17 protein-coding genes are annotated in these 18,640 nt (G+C 70.2%); 8 read left to right on the top strand and 9 right to left on the bottom strand.

Features of this window, described 5'->3' with window-relative positions:
* Nucleotides 1-71 precede the first annotated feature (71 nt).
* Complete coding sequence (locus tag ACZ5VC_RS16240) at nt 72-1,058, top strand: ATP-binding protein (RefSeq protein WP_469120672.1); 987 nt, start codon at nt 72-74, stop codon at nt 1,056-1,058.
* On the opposite strand, the gene ACZ5VC_RS16235 is transcribed toward ACZ5VC_RS16240, so the two are convergent.
* Nucleotides 1,036-2,454 carry a polysaccharide deacetylase family protein gene (locus tag ACZ5VC_RS16235; protein ID WP_469120671.1) on the bottom strand — a complete coding sequence of 473 codons (1,419 nt, stop codon included), beginning with the start codon at nt 2,452-2,454 and terminating at the stop codon, nt 1,036-1,038. The genes ACZ5VC_RS16240 and ACZ5VC_RS16235 overlap by 23 nt on opposite strands.
* A gap of 361 nt (nt 2,455-2,815) precedes the next feature.
* On the opposite strand from ACZ5VC_RS16235, the gene ACZ5VC_RS16230 reads away from it, so the two are divergent.
* From ACZ5VC_RS16230 to ACZ5VC_RS16205, 6 genes are all read left to right on the top strand, one after another.
* Nucleotides 2,816-5,290, top strand: coding sequence for a bifunctional SulP family inorganic anion transporter/carbonic anhydrase (locus tag ACZ5VC_RS16230; RefSeq protein ID WP_469120670.1), 2,475 nt, complete (start codon nt 2,816-2,818; stop codon nt 5,288-5,290).
* Nucleotides 5,291-5,549: 259 nt separating this feature from the next.
* Complete coding sequence (gene acs, locus ACZ5VC_RS16225; RefSeq protein ID WP_469120669.1) at nt 5,550-7,505, top strand: acetate--CoA ligase; 1,956 nt, start codon at nt 5,550-5,552, stop codon at nt 7,503-7,505.
* Between the two features lie 297 nt (nt 7,506-7,802).
* Nucleotides 7,803-9,200 (top strand): Na+/H+ antiporter NhaA, encoded by a 1,398-nt coding sequence (gene nhaA / locus ACZ5VC_RS16220; RefSeq protein ID WP_469120668.1) that lies wholly within the window; start codon nt 7,803-7,805, stop codon nt 9,198-9,200.
* A 38-nt stretch (nt 9,201-9,238) separates the two neighbouring features.
* Complete coding sequence (locus tag ACZ5VC_RS16215; RefSeq protein WP_469120667.1) at nt 9,239-9,709, top strand: phage holin family protein; 471 nt, start codon at nt 9,239-9,241, stop codon at nt 9,707-9,709.
* Nucleotides 9,706-10,653 carry an alpha/beta fold hydrolase gene (locus ACZ5VC_RS16210; protein ID WP_469120666.1) on the top strand — a complete coding sequence of 316 codons (948 nt, stop codon included), beginning with the start codon at nt 9,706-9,708 and terminating at the stop codon, nt 10,651-10,653. Before ACZ5VC_RS16215 ends, ACZ5VC_RS16210 begins: the two co-directional genes overlap by 4 nt.
* A gap of 137 nt (nt 10,654-10,790) precedes the next feature.
* Nucleotides 10,791-10,979, top strand: a complete 189-nt coding sequence (locus tag ACZ5VC_RS16205) for a hypothetical protein (protein ID WP_468711502.1) — start codon at nt 10,791-10,793, stop codon at nt 10,977-10,979.
* A 59-nt stretch (nt 10,980-11,038) separates the two neighbouring features.
* On the opposite strand, the gene ACZ5VC_RS16200 is transcribed toward ACZ5VC_RS16205, so the two are convergent.
* Genes ACZ5VC_RS16200 through nth form a run of 3 tightly spaced genes read right to left on the bottom strand, consistent with a single transcriptional unit; the run spans nt 11,039 to nt 13,962 of the window.
* Complete coding sequence (locus ACZ5VC_RS16200) at nt 11,039-12,238, bottom strand: MarP family serine protease (protein WP_469120665.1); 1,200 nt, start codon at nt 12,236-12,238, stop codon at nt 11,039-11,041.
* 46 nt (nt 12,239-12,284) lie between these two features.
* The gene (locus ACZ5VC_RS16195) at nt 12,285-13,001 is read right to left on the bottom strand and encodes an NUDIX hydrolase (RefSeq protein WP_469120664.1); all 717 of its coding nucleotides are present in this window, start codon (nt 12,999-13,001) and stop codon (nt 12,285-12,287) included.
* Between the two features lie 58 nt (nt 13,002-13,059).
* Entirely contained in the window at nt 13,060-13,962 is a 903-nt protein-coding gene (gene nth / locus ACZ5VC_RS16190; RefSeq protein ID WP_469120818.1) for an endonuclease III, read from the bottom strand.
* 298 nt (nt 13,963-14,260) lie between these two features.
* Between nth and ACZ5VC_RS16185 the strand changes: the two genes are divergently transcribed.
* Nucleotides 14,261-14,935, top strand: a complete 675-nt coding sequence (locus tag ACZ5VC_RS16185; protein ID WP_469120663.1) for a Crp/Fnr family transcriptional regulator — start codon at nt 14,261-14,263, stop codon at nt 14,933-14,935.
* Nucleotides 14,936-15,044: 109 nt separating this feature from the next.
* Here ACZ5VC_RS16185 and ACZ5VC_RS16180 read toward each other — a convergent pair whose 3' ends face one another.
* The 5 genes from ACZ5VC_RS16180 to ACZ5VC_RS16160 all read right to left on the bottom strand — a co-directional run bounded on the left by ACZ5VC_RS16180 (nt 15,045) and on the right by ACZ5VC_RS16160 (nt 18,555).
* Nucleotides 15,045-15,929 carry a prohibitin family protein gene (locus tag ACZ5VC_RS16180; protein ID WP_469120662.1) on the bottom strand — a complete coding sequence of 295 codons (885 nt, stop codon included), beginning with the start codon at nt 15,927-15,929 and terminating at the stop codon, nt 15,045-15,047.
* 97 nt (nt 15,930-16,026) lie between these two features.
* Nucleotides 16,027-16,857, bottom strand: coding sequence for an MBL fold metallo-hydrolase (locus ACZ5VC_RS16175; RefSeq protein WP_469120661.1), 831 nt, complete (start codon nt 16,855-16,857; stop codon nt 16,027-16,029).
* A complete protein-coding gene (locus ACZ5VC_RS16170) occupies nt 16,854-17,735 on the bottom strand; it encodes an NUDIX hydrolase (protein ID WP_469120660.1) in 882 nt (293 codons plus the stop codon). The genes ACZ5VC_RS16175 and ACZ5VC_RS16170 overlap by 4 nt, the downstream gene beginning before the upstream one ends.
* A gap of 194 nt (nt 17,736-17,929) precedes the next feature.
* On the bottom strand, nt 17,930-18,397 hold the full coding sequence (locus ACZ5VC_RS16165; RefSeq protein WP_469120659.1) for a RidA family protein: 468 nt from the start codon (nt 18,395-18,397) through the stop codon (nt 17,930-17,932).
* Nucleotides 18,394-18,555 carry a DUF4177 domain-containing protein gene (locus ACZ5VC_RS16160; protein ID WP_356630092.1) on the bottom strand — a complete coding sequence of 54 codons (162 nt, stop codon included), beginning with the start codon at nt 18,553-18,555 and terminating at the stop codon, nt 18,394-18,396. Before ACZ5VC_RS16160 ends, ACZ5VC_RS16165 begins: the two co-directional genes overlap by 4 nt.
* Nucleotides 18,556-18,640 lie beyond the last annotated feature (85 nt).

Here is an 18,640-nt window from a genome sequence, read left to right as displayed (position 1 = left end):
CCCCACCTTGGAGTGGTCTTCTTCACGCAGCTTGACAACACTGTGCGATAGACCCACTACTCTAGGTGAACATGAAGATCGCTTTCGTGGGGAAGGGCGGCAGCGGGAAGACCACGCTGTCCTCGCTCTTCATCCGTCACCTTGCCGCCAATGAAGCCCATGTCGTCGCCGTGGACGCCGACATCAACCAGCATCTGGGGGCCGCGCTCGGCCTCGACGAGGCGGAGGCCGCCGCGTTGCCGGCGATGGGCGCGCACCTGTCCTTGATCAAGGAGTACCTGCGGGGCACGAATCCGCGGATCGCCTCCACCGAGACGATGATCAAGACGACGCCGCCCGGGGAGGGCTCGCGCCTCCTGCGGGTCGTGGAGGACAACCCCGTCTACGACGCGTGCGCCCGGCACGTGCGGCTGGACGACGGCGTCATCAGGCTGATGGCCACCGGGCCCTTCACCGAGTCCGACCTCGGGGTGGCCTGCTACCACTCGAAGGTCGGCGCGGTGGAACTGTGCCTGAACCATCTGGTCGACGGTGAGGACGAGTACGTCGTCGTCGACATGACGGCAGGCTCGGACTCGTTCGCCTCGGGCCTGTTCACCCGCTTCGACATGACCTTCCTGGTGGCCGAGCCCACCCGCAAGGGCGTCTCCGTCTACCGCCAGTACAAGGAGTACGCACGGGACTTCGGCGTCTCGCTCAAGGTCGTCGGCAACAAGGTCCAGAGTCCGGACGACCTGGACTTCCTGTGCCAGGAAGTCGGCGACGACCTGCTCGTGACCGTGGGCCATTCGGACTGGGTGCGCGCGATGGAGAAGGGCCGCCCCCAGCGGTTCGAGCTCCTGGAGGCGGACAACCGGATGGCGCTGCAGGCGCTTCAGAACGCGGCGGAGGACTCGTACCAGCACCGCGACTGGGAGCGCTACACACGCCAGATGGTGCACTTCCACCTGAAGAACGCGGAGAGCTGGGGGAACGCGAAGACGGGCGCCGACCTGGCCGCCCAGGTCGACCCCGCCTTCGTCCTGAGTGAAGGGCTCAGCTCTCCTCAGCCGGTGTGACCCCCTCGTCCTCCGCGAGAGCCGGCGGACCCGCCGGAGCCTGCGGGACCGGGGGAGACTCCGGGGCCGCAGGAGACTCAGAGGCCGCGGGGGACTTCGGGGTTTCCGGAGACTCGGAGGCCGCGGGGGACGCGGAAGCCCCCGGAGACCGCGGCGTGGACGGAGTGTTCGGCCGCTGGGCCAGGAAGGTCGGCCAGCCACCCGCGGGCGCCTGGCCGACCTTCAGGGTGCGGAGCTTGGCGATGACCGCCGGGTCCTGGGCGTCCAGCCAGTCGGCGAGCTGACGGAAGGACACACACCGCACTTCCTTCTGCACGCAGACCGTCGCGATCGTCTGCTCGATGGCGCGCATGTACGTGCCGCCGTTCCAGGACTCGAAGTGGTTGCCGATGATCAGCGGCGCGCGGTTGCCGTTGTACGAGCGCTGGAAGGCCTGCACCAGGCCGTCGCGCATCTGGTTGCCCCAGTGCCCGTGCTGCGAGGAGTCGCCCTGGGTCGTCGCGCCCGACTGGTTCACCATGAAGTTGTAGTCCATGGAGAGGGTTTCGAAGGCGCGGCCGGGGACCGGGACGAGCTGCAGGGACAGGTCCCACAGGCCCTCGTCCTTCTTGGGCCAGATCTGGTCGTTCACGCCACTGGTGTCGTAGCGGAAGCCGAGCTGGCTGGCCGCCCGCACGAAGTTCTTGCGGCCCTCGAGGCAGGGCGTGCGGGCGCCGACGAGTTCCTTGTCGTAGTCGAAGGGCAGCGGCTGCTCGGCGGGGAGGCCGGCGTTCGTCTTCCAGTTCTTCACGAACGACTTGGCCTGACTGATCTCGCTCTTCCAGTCCTCGACCGACCAGTTGCCGACACCGGCCTCCTTCCCGCAGAAGTGGCCGTTGAAGTGCGTGCCGATCTCGTTGCCGTCCTGCCAGGCGCCGCGCAGCTCACGCACGGTGGCGCGGATGCCCTCGGTGTCGCCGAACCCGATCTCGGAGCTTCCGGGGGCGTGCTGCGGCGGGAGGTACAGCTTCGCCTTCTCCTCGGGCAGCAGATACACGCCGCTCAGGAAGTACGTCATCGTCGCGTTGTACTTCTTCCCCACCTTGCGGAAGTGGGAGAAGAGCTTCTGGCTGTCCTCACCGGCGCCGTCCCAGGAGAAGACCACGAACTGGGGAGGACGCTCACCGGGCTTCAGCTTCTTGGCCACCGGCTGGTGGGGCTGGAGGCCGGTGAAGGCAGTGGAGCCGTCGCCGATGAGGCGCACCGCCTTCTTCTTCGGGGCGGCGGCGCCCTTCTTGGCGCCGGCCGCGCCCTTCGTCGGGGCGGTGGAGTCGTCGGAGTCGGAGCATCCGGCGAGTCCGGCAAACAGGGCCACGGCGATGGCACCCGCGGCGATCCTCTTCGTGGCGGCTGGCATCCGCCCACCTCTCCTCTGTTAACCCGATAAACGGACAGTACGAGCGGCGCCAACGTCGCATCAGGCGGCGGAGGTAGAGGTCCCGACAAGCGGCGAGAAGAGAGGTAATCACCGAAACGGGTGAACTATTGCCCTATTTGCCCGGAAAATCATGCCCGAGTCTTTACCCTGCATTACGATCCATTTACCGAGTGTTGAGAGAGCCGAGCCTCTGAGCGAGCTCCCGAGCAAGCCTCTGAGCGAGCCGTCGAGCAAGCGCACGGGCTCCAGATCCCGCCACTGCACGCCGTGACCCACGGCCGCGACCCCATGTTCGTCACGCACGTTCCGCGACCGCGCTGCCCCGGAGGAGACGGGAACCATGTCAGCCTGCGTCCCCACCCGCACCGACCGCCCAGCCCACACCGCCCCCACCACTCCCCGCTCCCGCTTCCAGCGACCGCACGGGCCGCCCGCCGGCGGCCGCCGGTTCCGTATCGCCGGCGCCGATGTCTCCGCCTCCATCTCCGTCTTCCTCATCGCGCTGCCGCTCTCCCTCGGCATCGCGCTCGCCACCGGAGCGCCCCTCCAGGCGGGCCTGGTGGCCGCCGCGGTCGGCGGACTCGTTGCCGGCCGGCTCGGCGGCTCCCCGCTCCAGGTCAGCGGGCCCGCCGCCGGACTCACCGTGGTCACCGCCGACCTCATCCAGAAGTACGGGTGGCGCACCACCTGCGCGATCACCGTCCTCGCCGGAGTCGCCCAACTCGTGCTCGCGTCCCTGCGCGTGGCCCGCTCCGCCCTCGCCGTGTCCCCCGCGATCGTGCACGGCATGGTCGCCGGCATCGGCGTCACCATCGCTCTCGCCCAGCTCCATATCGTCCTCGGCGGCACCGCACAGAGCTCGGCCGTCGAGAACGTCCGCGGCCTGCCCGCCCAGTTGGCCGACCCGCATCCGGTCGCGCTCTCCGTGAGCCTGCTGACGATCGCCGTCCTGCTGCTGTGGCCGAGGATTCCGGGGCGGATCGGCCGGGTGGTGCGGAAGGCGCCCGCGGCGCTGGCCTCGGTGGCCGCGGCGACCGTGGTCGCCGCCGTCGCCGGGCTCCGGCTGCCCCATGTCGACCTGCCCTCATGGAGCAACCACGCCCTGCCCGGCCTTCCCGAGGGCCCCGCCCTCGGGATCGCCGCCGCTGTCCTCACCATCACGCTCGTCACGAGCGTCCAGTCACTCCTGTCGGCCGTCGCCGTCGACAAGCTGACGGCCGGGCGCAAGAATCCCGGAAAGGCGGTGCCCCGGTCCGAGCTCGACCAGGAGCTGGCCGGGCAGGGCGCCGCCAACATCGTGTCCGGTGCGCTCGGCGGGCTGCCCGTCGCAGGTGTCGCGGTGCGCAGTGTGGCCAATGTGTCGGCGGGGGCCGTGAGCCGTCACTCCACGATGCTGCACGGTCTGTGGATCGTGCTGGCCGCCCTCTTCCTCGTACCGGTCCTCGATCTGATCCCGCTGGCCGCGCTCGCCGCACTGGTGATGGTCGTCGGAATCCAGATGGTCAGCATCACCCACATCCGCAGCGTCACCCGTCACCGCGAGGTTCTGGTGTACGCGGTGACGCTGGCCGGGGTCGTGTGCGCCGGGATCCTGGAGGGCGTCGCGCTCGGGATCGCCGCCGCCACCGCCGTCGCGCTGCACCGGCTGACCAGGACGCGGATCACCCGGGAGGAGCGGGACGGCACTCATGTCGTGCGGGTCCGGGGCCAGTTGACCTTCCTGGCCGTGCCCCGGCTGAGCCGGGCGCTGCACCAGATCCCCCTGGGCGCCCATGTGGTCGTCGAGTTGGACGGATCGTTCATGGACCACGCAGCCTACGAAGCCCTGCAGGACTGGCAGACGTCCCAGGTCATGCGGGGCGGCCGGGTGGAGGTGACAGGACGGTCCGGCGGGCAGATTTCGGAGCCGGCGTCCAGCGCGCACAGCTGCTGCCGGCCCTGGACGCCCTGGCGCAATCATCACTGCGGCGACCACCCCACCGAGCACCCTGCCGAGCACTCCGGTGATCACCCGGTCGAGCACTCCGTGGAGGCCACCGCCGGGACACCCGCGGGATCCGCCGGGGCATCCGCCGAGACCTCCGTCGGGCAATCGGCCGAACCCCCCGTCCGGCGCCGACGCCGGACCGGCCACCAACTGGCGGGCGGCCTCAGCTCGTTCCAGCGCAACACGGCGCCACTGGTTCGCGACGAGCTGGCCCGGCTCGCCCGGGAAGGACAGCGGCCCTCGCAGCTCTTCCTCACCTGTGCCGACTCCCGGCTGGTCACCAGCATGATCACTTCCAGCGGCCCGGGCGACCTGTTCACCGTACGGAACGTCGGCAATCTGGTGCCCCTGCCCGGCGAGGAGAGCGGAGACGACTCGGTCGCCGCCGCCATCGAGTACGCGGTCGACGTCCTGCAGGTCGAGTCGATCACCATCTGTGGGCACTCCGGCTGCGGAGCGATGCAGGCACTGCTCACCGGCAATCCGGACGCGCCGCAGACGCCGCTGCGGCGCTGGCTGCGCCACGGACTGCCCAGCCTGGACCGGATGGCGAGCCGCCGGCACGCCTGGGCCAGGATCTCCGGACGGCTGCCGGCTGACGCGGTGGAGCAGTTGTGTCTGACCAACGTGGTCCAGCAGTTGGAGCATCTGCGGGCACACGAGTCGGTGGCCCGCCGGCTCGCCGAGGGCACGCTGCAACTGCACGGGATGTACTTCCATGTCGGCGAGGCCCAGGCGTATCTGCTGGCGGACACGGATGAGGCCGACCGCTTCGCCGACGTCTTCGACCGGGTCGATCCCACGTCCCTGGAAGGAGCGCGCGCCTGAATCCTTCCCGTGGGTCCAGGGGCGGCCGTGTGCGCGACGGCGGCCCCTTCGGCCACGCGTCTGAACCTTTCCGGTGCCGTGCCCGTGAGACGGTATGGCCCCTTCTTCCCGCCGCCCGGGGAGAAGGGGTCACCCACACCCCCTCCGCCAGATAGGTCTAAACCAATTTCCTGGATGCTCTTGTCACCGGGACCTCTGGCTGATGAGCTATGGCCTGGGACACATAGGCACATAGGACGCCCTGGGAAAGGGAGATGTCGTGAGCAACGAAAGCCTGGCCAACCTGCTCAAGGAGGAGCGGCGGTTCGCGCCGCCGACCGAGCTGGCCGCGAACGCCAATGTCACGGCGGAGGCGTACGAGCAGGCAGCGGCGGACAGGCTTGGCTTCTGGGCCGAGCAGGCGAAGCGGCTCACCTGGGCCACCGAGCCGACCGAGACCCTCGACTGGTCGAACCCGCCCTTCGCGAAGTGGTTCGCCGATGGTGAGCTCAACGTCGCGTACAACTGCGTCGACCGCCATGTCGAGGCCGGCCACGGCGACCGGGTCGCCATCCACTTCGAGGGCGAGCCGGGCGACAGCCGGGCCATCACCTACGCGGAGCTGAAGGACGAGGTCTCCAGGGCGGCCCACGCGCTGACCGAGCTGGGTGTCCGCAAGGGCGACCGGGTCGCCGTCTACCTGCCGATGATCCCCGAGGCCGCCGTCGCGATGCTGGCGTGTGCCCGCATCGGAGCCGCCCACTCGGTGGTCTTCGGCGGCTTCTCGGCCGACGCCGTGGCCTCCCGTATCCAGGACGCCGACGCCAAGCTGGTGATCACCGCCGACGGCGGCTACCGGCGCGGCAAGCCGACCGCGCTCAAGCCCGCGATCGACGAGGCCGTCGCCAAGTGCCCGCAGGTCGAGCACGTCCTGGTGGTGCGGCGCACCGGCCAGGACACCGCCTTCACCGAGGGCCGGGACGTGTGGTGGCACGAGATCGTCGCCCGTCAGTCCCCCGAGCACACGCCGGAGGCGTTCGGCGCCGAGCACCCGCTCTTCATCCTCTACACGTCCGGCACGACGGGTAAGCCGAAGGGGATCCTGCACACCTCCGGCGGTTACCTCACCCAGGCCGCCTACACCCACCACGCCGTCTTCGACCTCAAGCCGGAGACCGACGTCTACTGGTGCACGGCCGACATCGGCTGGGTCACCGGCCACTCGTACATCGTGTACGGGCCGCTGGCCAACGGTGCGACCCAGGTCATGTACGAGGGCACGCCGGACACCCCGCACCAGGGCCGCTTCTGGGAGATCATCCAGAAGTACGGCGTCACGATCCTCTACACGGCGCCCACCGCGATCCGGACGTTCATGAAGTGGGGCGACGACATCCCCGCCAAGTTCGACCTGAGCAGCCTGCGGGTCCTGGGCTCGGTCGGCGAGCCGATCAACCCCGAGGCCTGGATCTGGTACCGGGAGAACATCGGCGCCGGCAAGACCCCCATCGTGGACACCTGGTGGCAGACCGAGACCGGCGCGATGATGATCTCGCCGCTGCCGGGCGTCACCGAGACCAAGCCCGGCTCGGCCCAGCGCCCGCTCCCCGGCATCTCCGCGACCGTCGTCGACGACGAGGCCAACGAAGTACCCAACGGCGGAGGGGGCTACCTGGTCCTGACCGAGCCGTGGCCGTCGATGCTGCGCACCATCTGGGGCGACGACCAGCGGTTCATCGACACGTACTGGTCCCGCTTCCCCGGCAGGTACTTCGCCGGTGACGGTGCCAAGAAGGACGACGACGGCGACATCTGGCTGCTCGGCCGGGTCGACGACGTGATGCTGGTGTCCGGCCACAACATCTCGACCACCGAGGTCGAGTCGGCGCTCGTCTCGCACCCCTCCGTCGCCGAGGCAGCGGTCGTCGGCGCGGCCGACGAGACGACCGGCCAGGCCATCGTCGCCTTCGTGATCCTGCGCGGGAGCGCCAGCGAGGACGAGGGACTCGTCGCGGACCTGCGCAACCACGTCGGCGCCACGCTCGGACCGATCGCCAAGCCGAAGCGGATCCTTCCGGTGGCCGAGCTGCCGAAGACCAGGTCGGGCAAGATCATGCGGCGCCTGCTCCGAGATGTCGCGGAGAACCGCCAGCTCGGAGATGTGACGACGCTGACGGACTCGTCGGTCATGGACCTGATCCAGACACAGCTGCCCGGCGCCTCCAGCGAGGACTGACCGAGACCCCGCATACGACCGGTGGGCCGGCGCCGAGACTTCGGGCCGGCCCACCGCGCTGTGACCCCACCCCGCACCTCCCCCGCGCCTTTTGCTCCGCGCCTTCTCCCCCCTGCCTCTCCCCCGTGCCTCTCCTGAAGTCCCGCCCACGAGGGCCGCCCAGGAACGTCTCGCCCCTGAAGATCACCGGGCATGCATGCGCGTCGTTAGGTAGGGTAAAGAAAACGTCATAGGTGCGCCGGGAAGTCTGGTCGGCATGTGCTTCGCCCTGCCCACTCGACCCGGAGGTCCCCGCCCGTGGCCGCGCCCCGCCCCGCCCCCCGCACCTTCCTCGGTCGGCTCACGCTGCCCGAGCGCAGGTACGTGGCCGAGGCGTTGCGCGCCGAGACCGTCGGTGGCGTGCTCCTTCTCCTCGCCGCCATCGCCGCCCTCCTCTGGGCCAACACACCGCTCGGCGACAGCTACGAATCCGTACGCGACTTCCACATCGGCCCCGCGTCCCTCGGGCTCGACCTCTCCATCGAGCACTGGGCCGCCGACGGACTGCTTGCCGTCTTCTTCTTCGTCGCGGGCATCGAACTCAAGCGTGAACTGGTCGCCGGCGAGCTGCGCGACCCCAAGGCCGCGGCCCTGCCCGTCATCGCGGCGATCTGCGGCATGGCCGTACCCGCCCTGGTGTACGCGCTGGTCAACGGCGTCGGCGGCGGGTCGATGGCCGGCTGGGCCGTGCCGACCGCCACCGACATCGCCTTCGCGCTCGCGGTGCTGGCCGTCATCGGCACCTCGCTGCCCTCCGCGCTGCGCGCCTTCCTGCTGACGCTCGCCGTCGTCGACGACCTCTTCGCCATCCTGATCATCGCGGTCTTCTTCACCAGCGACCTCAACTTCGGCGCGCTGGGCGGCGCCTTCGCGGGGCTCGCGCTGTTCTGGCTGCTGCTGCGCAAGGGCGTGCACGGCTGGTACGTCTACCTGCCGCTCGCGCTCGTCATCTGGGCACTGATGTACAACAGCGGTGTCCACGCCACCATCGCCGGTGTCGCCATGGGCCTGATGCTGCGCTGCACCAGGCGGGACGGCGAGGAGCACTCCCCCGGCGAGCACATCGAGCACCTGGTGCGGCCGCTGTCGGCCGGGCTCGCGGTGCCGCTGTTCGCGCTGTTCTCGGCCGGTGTCTCGATCTCCGGTGGCGCGCTCAGCGATGTGTTCACCCAGCCCGAGACGCTCGGGGTCGTCCTCGGCCTGGTGGTCGGCAAGGCGGTGGGGATCTTCGGTGGTACCTGGCTGGCCGCGCGCTTCACCCGGGCGGAACTCAACGAGGACCTGGCCTGGCCGGACGTCTTCGCCGTCGCCTCGCTCGCCGGCATCGGCTTCACCGTCTCCCTGCTCATCGGCGAACTGGCCTTCACCGGCGACCCCGTGCTCACCGACGAGGTCAAGGCGGCGGTGCTGATCGGCTCGCTCATCGCGGCCGTGCTCTCCGGCGTGCTGCTGAAGCTGCGGGTGCGGAAGTACCGCGTCCTCTTCGAGGAGGAGGAGCGCGACGAGGACCAGGACGGCATCCCCGACATCTACGAGCAGGACAACCCGGCGTACCACCTCCGGATGGCCGAGATCTACGAGAGGAAGGCCGCCGAGCACCGGCGCCGGGCCGAAGTCGCGGGGGCATCGCGCGACGACGCCGACAGTCCGGCATGATCTGAGGTTCGGACCGTAGAAGAGAAGAGGGAGCAGCGATGAGCGACCCCGGCAACGGTGTAGTGCTCGGTGCGGAGCGCAGTCTCGGCCAGCTGGTCGCCTCGGCGACAGCCGAGATGTCCGCGCTGGTGCACGACGAAATCGCCTTGGCCAAGGCCGAGCTGCGGCAGGACGTCAAGCGCGGCGCGATCGGCGGTGCGGCCCTGAGCATCGCGGGCGTGCTGGCGCTCTTCTCGCTGCCGGTGCTGAGCTTCGCGGCGGCGTACGGCATCCACAACCTGGGGCTCGGCCTCGCCTGGTCGTTCCTGATCGTGGGCGGCGCGTTCCTGGTCGTCGCGGGGCTGGCGGCGTTGCTCGCGGTGTCCAAGTTCAAGAAGGTCAAGCCGCCGGAGAAGTCGATCGCCTCGGCCAAGCAGACGGCTGCCGTACTGGGGAGCGTCAAGCCGCATCCCCGTACCGTCAGCACGGTCAAGGACGAGGCCGTACCTGTGGCACGCTCGTCTGCATGACGGTCCCTGAAAGCGGCAACGGAAGCGCGAACGGCAACGGCGGTCCCGTACGGATCGACGGTCCCTGGACACACCGGGACGTGGCGGCCAATGGCGCCCGCTTCCACATCGCCGAGATGGGCGAGGGGCCGCTGGTGTTGCTGCTGCACGGCTTCCCGCAGTTCTGGTGGACGTGGCGCCATCAGCTGCCCGCCCTCGCCGACGCCGGGTTCCGGGCCGTCGCCATGGACCTGCGCGGCGTGGGCGGCAGCGACCGGACTCCCCGGGGTTACGACCCCGCCAATCTCGCGCTCGACATCACCGGGGTGGTCCGCTCCCTCGGCGAGCCGGACGCGGCTCTGGTCGGGCACGACCTGGGTGGTTATCTGGCGTGGACGGCGGCCGTGATGCGCCCCAAGCTGGTGCGCCGGCTGGCGGTCTCGTCGATGCCGCACCCTCGGCGGTGGCGCTCGGCGATGCTCTCCGACTTCTCGCAGACCCGCGCGGGTTCGTACGTGTGGGGGTTCCAGCGGCCGTGGCTGCCGGAGCGCCAGCTGGTGGCCGACGACGCCGAGCTGGTGGGCCGGCTGATCCGCGACTGGTCGGGGCCGGGGCTGCCCGACGAGGAGGCGGTCGAGGTGTACCGGCGGGCGATGACCATTCCGTCGACGGCACACTGCTCGATCGAGCCGTACCGGTGGATGGTGCGGTCGCTGGCGCGGCCGGACGGCATTCAGTTCAACCGGCGGATGAAGCGGCCCGTACGGGTGCCGACGCTGCATCTGCACGGTTCCCTCGACCCGGCGATGCGGACCCGCAGCGCGGCGGGTTCGGGTGAGTACGTGGAGGCGCCGTACCGCTGGCGGCTCTTCGACGGCCTGGGCCATTTTCCGCACGAGGAGGACCCGCAGGCGTTCTCTTCGGAACTCATCAACTGGCTCAAGGACCCCGAGCCCGACCGGTGAGTCACTGGTGACACTCCGGTGGCCACGGGAAACAGCCGTGAACGCTTGTCCTACGAACAGCCAAATGCCTGGCGCATAGGCCAATTGGCCGCCCCGGGGGCGGTTACCGACCTTGGGGCCCGGGCACACGTCGAGGTATGGGCTGGACGCACGACTACGGTGACGCGGCACGCAACCGACGCTCGGCCACGCGGCCGGTGAGCTATGAGAGGGGTGGCCCGCAGGACCCGGGCCACTCGCATCCCGGTGAAGGCATCGGGATCTCGCGGATCCTGCGGCGCCGGGCCCGGTGGGTCTCCGCGCGGCTCCGGCATACGCGCGACTGACCGGCCCCGGCGGCGACGCCGACGGGTCCACCGACGTCACCCCGGGCCGTTCGTCCGGCCTACAAAGCACATCCCTGGCTGTCGACCTGCTGGTTGACCGTGCTGCCCCGGGTGATGTCGTCGCGGATCTCGTCCGCCGTCAGCGCGTAGCCGGTGTTCACGTCGTCCAGTGAGCGGGCGAAGATCACGCCGTAGACCCTGCCGTCCGGGGTGAGCAGCGGGCCACCCGAGTTGCCCTGACGGACCGTCGCGAACAGCGAGTACACATCGCGGCGGACTTCACCCCGGTGGTAGATGTCGGGGCCGTTGGCGTTGATCCGGCCGCGGACGCGGGCGGAGCGCACGTCGTAGCCGCCGTTCTCAGGGAAGCCGGCGACGATCGCGCTGTCGCCGCTGCGGGCGTCCTCGTCGGTGAAGCGGAGCGGGGTCGCGTCCAGGTCGGGTACGTCCAGGACGGCGATGTCGCGCTGCCAGTCGTAGAGGACGACCTTCGCGTCGTACAGCCTGCCCTCGCCGCCTATCTGGACGGTCGGCTCGTCGACGCCGCCGACGACGTGGGCGTTGGTCATGACCCTGCGTTCGGCGAAGACGAAGCCGGTGCCTTCGAGGACCTTGCCGCACCCCGGGGCGGTGCCGACGACCTTGACGATGGAGCGCTGGGCGCGGGCCGCCACCGGGCTGTTGGCCAGGGCCGGATCGGGGGCGCGTACCTCGGTGATGGGCTCGTTGGCGAAGGGGCTGAAGACCTGCGGGAAGCCGTTCTGCGCGAGCACCGAGGAGAAGTCGCTGAACCAGGTGGACGCCTGATCGGGCATCACCCGTGAGACGCCGAGCAGCACCTTGGAGTTGCGGACTTCCTTGCCCAGTGTCGGCAGTGACGTTCCGGCGAGAGCCGTGCCGATCAGCCAGGCGACCAGCAGCATCGCGACGACGTTGACCAGCGCGCCGCCGGTCGCGTCCAGCGCGCGCGCCGGTGACCAGGTGATGTGGCGCCGCAGCCGGTTTCCGAGGTGGGTGGTGAAGGCCTGGCCGATCGAGGCGCACACGATCACGATGACCACGGCGACGATCGCCCACGTCGTCGATACCTGGCCCTCGTCCGTCAGCTGACCCCAGATGAGGGGGAGCAGGTAGACCGCGACGAGGCCGCCACCGAGAAACCCGATCACCGACAGGATGCCGACGACGAAGCCCTGGCGATAACCGACGATCGCGAACCAGACGGCGGCGACCAGCAACAGGATGTCCAGCACGTTCACCGTCAATAGCCTCGCAGATTCGTCTTCGGTCGCCGGGGTCAGCCTGTCATGCGCGCCAGTCGAGCGGGACCTGCTTGCTCCGGTCCCATGGCTTTTCCCAGCCGGCGAAGTGCAGGATGCGGTCGATCACACCGGCCGTGAAACCCCAGACCAGGGCCGATTCGACAAGGAACGCGGGGCCTTTGTGCCCGCTCGGGTGGACGGTGGTCGCACGGTTCGCCGGGTCCGTGAGATCCGCCACGGGGACGGTGAAGACCCGGGCGGTCTCTCCCGGGTCGACGACACCGACCGGGGTCGGACGGTGCCACCAACCCAGTACGGGCGTGACGACGAACTCACTCACCGGGATGTAGAGCCGGGGCAGTACCGCGAAGATCTGGACCCCGGACGGGTCGAGTCCGGTCTCCTCCTCGGCCTCGCGCAGCGCGGCCCGCAACGGGCCCTCGGCGCGCGGGTCGCCGTCCTCCGGGTCGAGGGCGCCACCGGGGAAGGACGGCTGTCCGGCGTGCGAGCGCAGGGTGCCGGAGCGCTCCATGAGGAGCAGCTCGGGGCCGCGCTCGCCCTCGCCGAAGAGGATCAGCACGGCCGACTGGCGGCCGTGGCCGCTCTCGGGCGGCAGAAAGCGGCTGAGCTGCTCGGGGGCGATGGTGCGCGCGGCGCGGGCCACATCGGTCAGCCAGCCCGGGAGGCCCTCGTCGGTCACGGTGACCGGTAGGGCATGGCCGGCTGCCTGGTCGTAGGTGTTCTCTGTAGCGCGCGTCATAGGCACCCCGTGTTTCACAACGCGGACGGACGATCGTTTCGTTCCCTCATCGCACCGCTCACCCCTCGCCGAGCGGCGGGGCGGGGGCGCCGGGATAGTCCGGTGGCGGGGAGAGCCGTTGCCCCGGCCGGCCGCCCTTCTCGTACTTGAGGAGCTTCTTCGCCTTCTCCGGGTCGGTCTCGCCCTCGCCGTACGAAGGACACAGCTCGGCGATCGGGCAGGCGCCGCACGCCGGCCTGCGGGAGTGGCAGATGCGGCGGCCGTGGAAGATGACCCGGTGGGAGAGCATCGTCCACTCCGACTTGGGGAAGATCGCGCAGATCTCCGCCTCGACCTTCTCCGGGTCCTCCTGCTCGGTGAGCTTCCAGCGCCGCACGAGCCGTCCGAAGTGGGTGTCGACGGTGACGCCGGGGACTCCGAAGGCATTGCCGAGGACCACGTGGGCGGTCTTGCGGCCGACTCCCGGCAGCGTGACGAGGTCCTCCAGGCGGCCGGGGACCTCCCCGCCGAAGTTGTCCCTGAGGGCGGCGGAGAGGCCCATCAGCGCCTTCGCCTTGGCGCGGAAGAAGCCGGTGGGGCGGATGAGCTCCTCCAGCTCCTCCGGCACGGCCGACGCCATGTCCTCCGGCGTCGGGTAGGCGGCGAAGAGCGCGGGGGTGGTCTGGTTGACCCTGAGGTCGGTCGTCTGGGCCGAGAGGACCGTCGCGACGAGCAGCTCGAAGGGATTCCGGAAGTCCAGCTCGGGGTGGGCGTAGGGATAGACCTCGGCCAGCTCACGGTTGATCCGGCGGGCGCGGCGGACCATCGCGAGGCGGGATTCCGCTTTGGCGGGCCGCACGGTCTTCGAGGTCTTCGCGGCTGCCTTTGCCGGTGCCTTCGCGGCCCCGTTCACCGTCACCCCGGCGGAGCTTTTTGTCGCTTTTGCGGCTTTCTTAGGCTTCGCCGACGACTGTTCGCCCACAGCAGAATCACGCGTTCCGGACACGCTCCCGCCCCCCTTGGCCTGCGCTCTCACCGGCGAATTGGACACCCGGCCAGCCTAAGCCTCACCACTGACATCCGCCCCGGGCACCGCCCAGGACGCCCCAATCGGGCCCCTGACGTACGGACACGCGTGCCAGTACGTCAAACTTGTTGTGATTGATCGCACGATTTTTTACCTGGCCCGGGGGTCCGGGGGGTCGTCTCCCCGGGATAAAACTGCACCGTCCGGCATGATGGGACACCGGTCCCTGAGCAGGTCGACAAGGAGAGAACTCGTGGACGACGTTCTGCGGCGCGCCCCGCTCTTCGCGGCGCTCGATGACGAGCAGGCCGCGGAGCTGCGCGCCTCGATGAGTGAAGCGACGCTCGCCCGTGGCGACGCGCTCTTCCACGAGGGCGACCCCGGCGACCGTCTGTACGTGGTCACCGAGGGCAAGGTGAAGCTCCACCGCACCTCGCCCGACGGCCGCGAGAACATGCTGGCCGTCCTCGGCCCCGGCGAGCTGATCGGCGAGCTGTCCCTCTTCGACCCGGGCCCGCGCACCGCCACGGCGACCGCGCTGACCGAGGTCAAGCTGCTCGGCCTCGGCCACGGCGACCTCCAGCCCTGGCTGAACGTGCGCCCCGAGGTGGCCACCGCCCTCCTGCGCGCGGTCGCCCGCCGGCTGCGCAGGACCAACGACCAGATGTCCGACCTGGTCTTCTCCGACGTTCCGGGCCGCGTGGCCCGAGCGCTCCTCGACCTCTCGCGTCGCTTCGGTGTGCAGTCGGAGGAGGGCATCCACGTCGTCCACGACCTGACCCAGGAAGAGCTGGCCCAGCTGGTCGGCGCTTCCCGCGAGACGGTCAACAAGGCCCTCGCCGACTTCGCGCAGCGCGGCTGGCTGCGGCTGGAGGCACGCGCGGTGATCCTCCTGGACGTCGAGCGGCTCGCGAAGCGTTCGCGCTAGTACGCCCAGTACGCCGGTACGCCTGACAGGGCTGTACGCGAAGGGCCGCCCCGGATCCGTCCGGGGCGGCCCTTCTGTGCGTACGGAGCTACCAGCGCGTGCGTACGGGCTACTTCTTCGTGCTGTCCACGATCAGCGGGTTGCCGCTGCCGCCGCCGCAGGGCACCGCGTACACAGGGTTCTTGGCAGCCGCCTCCTTGTACGCCTCGATGCACTGGTTCATCAGGACCTTGTCGGTCAGGGAGGCGTTGAGGATCCGGTTCGCCTGCGCGATGCCCTCGGCCTCGATCTTGCGACGGTCGGCCTCGGCCTTCGCCGTGCGGGCCGCCTCGGTGGCCCGCTCGGTGGCCTGCTGCTGCTGAATCTTGCGGTCGATCTGGTCCTGCAGCCGGTCGGAGGGCTTCACATTGCGCAGGTTGACCGTGGTGACGTCGATGCCGCGGGGCGCCAGGCGGTTCTTGATGAGGGTGCCGATCTCGGCGTTGATCTTCTCGCGCGCGGAGGCGTAGCCCTCCTCGCTGGTGTAGCGGGCGAAGACGTTGCGGATGATCTCGCGGCTGTCCGGGAAGACCAGCCGCTGCTGGATCGCGTCCTCACTGCCGGCGAGCTTGTACAGGTCGACGGCCTTCGTGGGGGCCACCGCCCACTTCACGGTCGCCTCCACGTACATCACGCCGCCCTGCGACGAGCGCACCTCTACCACGTCCTTGTCGGACAGGTTGAGGTCCACCGGGCGCGTGGAGAACGTCGTGATCGTGGTGAACGGTGACGTGAGGTGCATCCCCGAGGTCATCGGCGAGCCGACCTTGCCGAAGGCGACGGGGACGCCGACCTCGTAGGCGCTGATGACCGTCAGCACGCTGGCCAGACCGGAGAACAGAGCGGCGATCAGGGCGCCGAGCGCGCCGAGTTTCAAGCCGCGCCGGTCACCGCCTCGCCCGACGAAGAACAGCACCGCCGCGGCGATGACGAGCACGATGGACAGGACGAACACGGTATTCCCCCCACAGGAAAGGACAGCCAGAAGTAAGCGGAGCGTAAGGCATGGGCCAGCGCCCTCCGCACCCCAGCCGTACGAGACCGTGCTCGCGCTACACCAGGCCGTGCTCCCGGAGGTACTCCAACTGCGCCCGCACCGACAGCTCCGCCGCGGGCCACAGCGAACGGTCCACGTCGGCGTACACATGGGCCACCACGTCCGACGGGTTCACATGGCCGTTCTCGACCGCCGTCTCCACCTGCGCCAGCCGGTGGGCCCGGTGGGCCAGATAGAACTCGACCGCGCCCTGGGCGTCCTCCAGGACCGGGCCGTGGCCCGGGAGGACCGTATGGACACCGTCGTCCACGGTGAGGGACCGCAGCCGGCGCAGGGAGTCGAGATAATCGCCGAGCCGGCCGTCCGGGTGGGCCACCATCGTGGTGCCGCGCCCCAGGATCGTGTCCCCCGTCAGCACTGCGCGGTCGGCGGGCAGGTGGAAGCAGAGCGAGTCCGAGGTGTGCCCGGGCGTCGGGACGACCCGTACCTCGAGGCCGCCGAGCGCGATCACATCGCCCGCGGCGAGTCCCTCGTCACCGAGGCGCAGGGCCGGGTCCAGGGCGCGGACATGAGTACGGGTCAGTTCCGCGAAGCGGCCCGCCCCCTCGGCGTGGTCGGGGTGGCCGTGGGTGAGCAGCGTCAGCGCCACCCGCTTGCCGAGCTTCTCCGCCGTCGCGATCACACGGTGGAGATGGGCGTCGTCCAGCGGACCCGGGTCGATGACGACGGCCAGCTCGGAGTCCGGCTCGGAGAGGATCCAGGTGTTGGTGCCGTCGAGGGTCATCGCGGACGGGTTCGGCGCGAGGACATTCACCGCGCGGGCGGTGGCCGGGCCGTCGAGAACCCCGCCCCTCGGCTGCCCCGGCAGGGCTGCGGCGTCGGTCATCGTGTCGTCCCTCCTGTCTCGTGGCCCGTCGGGATGTGCTTGGTGAACTCGTCGTGTCCCGGCCAGCTCAGTACCACCTTGTCGCCCTCCAGGCGCGCCTGCGCGAGGACCGGCGCGAGATCCTGGCTCCGCGCCCCCGCCAGTGCCTGGGCCGCCGTCGCGTACGGCTCGAGCGAGCGCAGGGTGGCGATCGTCGGAGGCATCATCAGCAGCTCGCCGCGGTCGTAGCCGGCGGCGGCGTCCGCCGGGCGGATCCACACCGTGCGGTCGGCCTCGGTGGAGGCGTTCCTGGTCCGCTGCCCGGCCGGGAGCGCGGCCACGAAAAACCACGTGTCATAGCGCCGGGGTTCGAACTCGGGGGTGATCCAGCGGGCCCACGCGCCCAGCAGGTCCGAGCGCAGGACCAGGCCCCTGCGGTCCAGGAAGTCGGCGAAGGAGAGGTCCCGGGCGACCAGCGCCTCGCGGTCGGCCTCCCAGTCGTCGCCGGTCGTGTCGCTCACCACCGAGACCGGGGTCTCCCCGGCGAGCAGGACGCCGGCCTCCTCGTACGTCTCCCGGACCGCCGCGCAGACGACGGCCTGGGCCTCGGCCGGGTCCGGTACGCCGAGACGCGCCGCCCAGTCGGCCAGCGACGGGCCCGCCCATCGCACGGGGTGCTCGTCGCGCGGGTCCACACCGCCGCCGGGATAGGCGTAGGCGCCCCCGGCAAAGGCCATGGACGCGCGTCGGCGCAGCATGTGCACGGCCGGCCCCTCGGCGCCGTCGCGCAGCAGCAGTACGGTCGCGGCCCGTCTGGGGGCGGCGGCCGTCAGCTCACCGCCGGCGAGGGCGCGGATGCGGTCGGGCCATTCCGGGGGGTACCACTGACCATTGGACATGGCCGGATGCTATGCGCATCCATCCGGATGTTCGAGAGGTCGTCACGGCCTGTTCGTTGCCGGGTACACGATGTCGCGCCGGGGAACACGTACGGCCCCGCGCCCACCGCTCGCGCGGCGGCCCGGGGCCGTACGGAAAAGCTCTCGGATCCTTGTCGGCTCCTCGTCGGGAATCCACCGGGACCCGCCGCCGGTCAGGCGTGGTCGATCTCCACCTGGATCTCGACCTCGACCGGCGCGTCCAGCGGCAGCACCGCGACGCCGACCGCGCTGCGCGCGTGCACGCCCTTGTCGCCGAGGACCGCGCCGAGCAGCTCACTCGCGCCGTTGAGGACGCCCGGCTGGCCGGTGAAGTCCGCGGCCGACGCGACGAACCCGACGACCTTCACGACGCGCTTGACGCGGTCGAGGTCACCGGCGACCGACTTCACGGCGGCCAGGGCGTTCAGCGCACAGGTACGCGCGAGGTCCTTGGCCTCCTCGGCGGTCACCTCGGCGCCGACCTTGCCGGTCACCGGAAGCTTGCCTTCCACCATCGGGAGCTGGCCCGCGGTGTAGATGTACACACCGGACTGCACGGCCGGCTGGTACGCGGCCAGCGGCGGCACGACCTCCGGCAGCGTCAGGCCCAGCTCGGCCAGCTTGGCCTCGACGGCGCTCACGAGGCGCGCTCGCGCTTCAGGTAGGCCACCAGCTGCTCGGGGTTGTTCGGTCCGGGAACGACCTGGACGAGCTCCCACCCGTCCTCGCCCCAGGTGTCCAGAATCTGCTTCGTCGCGTGCACGAGAAGGGGCACGGTCGCGTATTCCCACTTGGTCATGGAGCCGACTGTATCCGCTGCCACGGACGGCTTCCCGCACGGGCGCCGCCCTCGCCGAATCCGACCCGGGCACGTCTAGCCCATG

The sequence above is a fragment of the Streptomyces sp. NPDC033174 genome (genome assembly GCF_055577795.1).
The sequence above is the reverse complement of the archived record's forward strand: the minus strand, read 5'-3'. Positions and strand labels throughout refer to the sequence as shown.

Excerpts from the sequence above, each read along its gene's own strand:
- ACZ5VC_RS16240 (WP_469120672.1), top strand. The coding sequence starts at position 72 with ATGAAGATCGCTTTCGTGGGGAAGGGCGGCAGCGGGAAGACCACGCTG.
- ACZ5VC_RS16235 (WP_469120671.1), bottom strand. The coding sequence starts at position 2,454 with ATGCCAGCCGCCACGAAGAGGATCGCCGCGGGTGCCATCGCCGTGGCC.
- ACZ5VC_RS16230 (WP_469120670.1), top strand. The coding sequence starts at position 2,816 with ATGTCAGCCTGCGTCCCCACCCGCACCGACCGCCCAGCCCACACCGCC.
- ACZ5VC_RS16215 (WP_469120667.1), top strand. The coding sequence starts at position 9,239 with ATGAGCGACCCCGGCAACGGTGTAGTGCTCGGTGCGGAGCGCAGTCTC.
- ACZ5VC_RS16210 (WP_469120666.1), top strand. The coding sequence starts at position 9,706 with ATGACGGTCCCTGAAAGCGGCAACGGAAGCGCGAACGGCAACGGCGGT.
- ACZ5VC_RS16205 (WP_468711502.1), top strand. The coding sequence starts at position 10,791 with ATGGGCTGGACGCACGACTACGGTGACGCGGCACGCAACCGACGCTCG.
- ACZ5VC_RS16195 (WP_469120664.1), bottom strand. The coding sequence starts at position 13,001 with ATGACGCGCGCTACAGAGAACACCTACGACCAGGCAGCCGGCCATGCC.
- ACZ5VC_RS16175 (WP_469120661.1), bottom strand. The coding sequence starts at position 16,857 with ATGACCGACGCCGCAGCCCTGCCGGGGCAGCCGAGGGGCGGGGTTCTC.
- ACZ5VC_RS16170 (WP_469120660.1), bottom strand. The coding sequence starts at position 17,735 with ATGTCCAATGGTCAGTGGTACCCCCCGGAATGGCCCGACCGCATCCGC.
- ACZ5VC_RS16160 (WP_356630092.1), bottom strand. The coding sequence starts at position 18,555 with ATGACCAAGTGGGAATACGCGACCGTGCCCCTTCTCGTGCACGCGACG.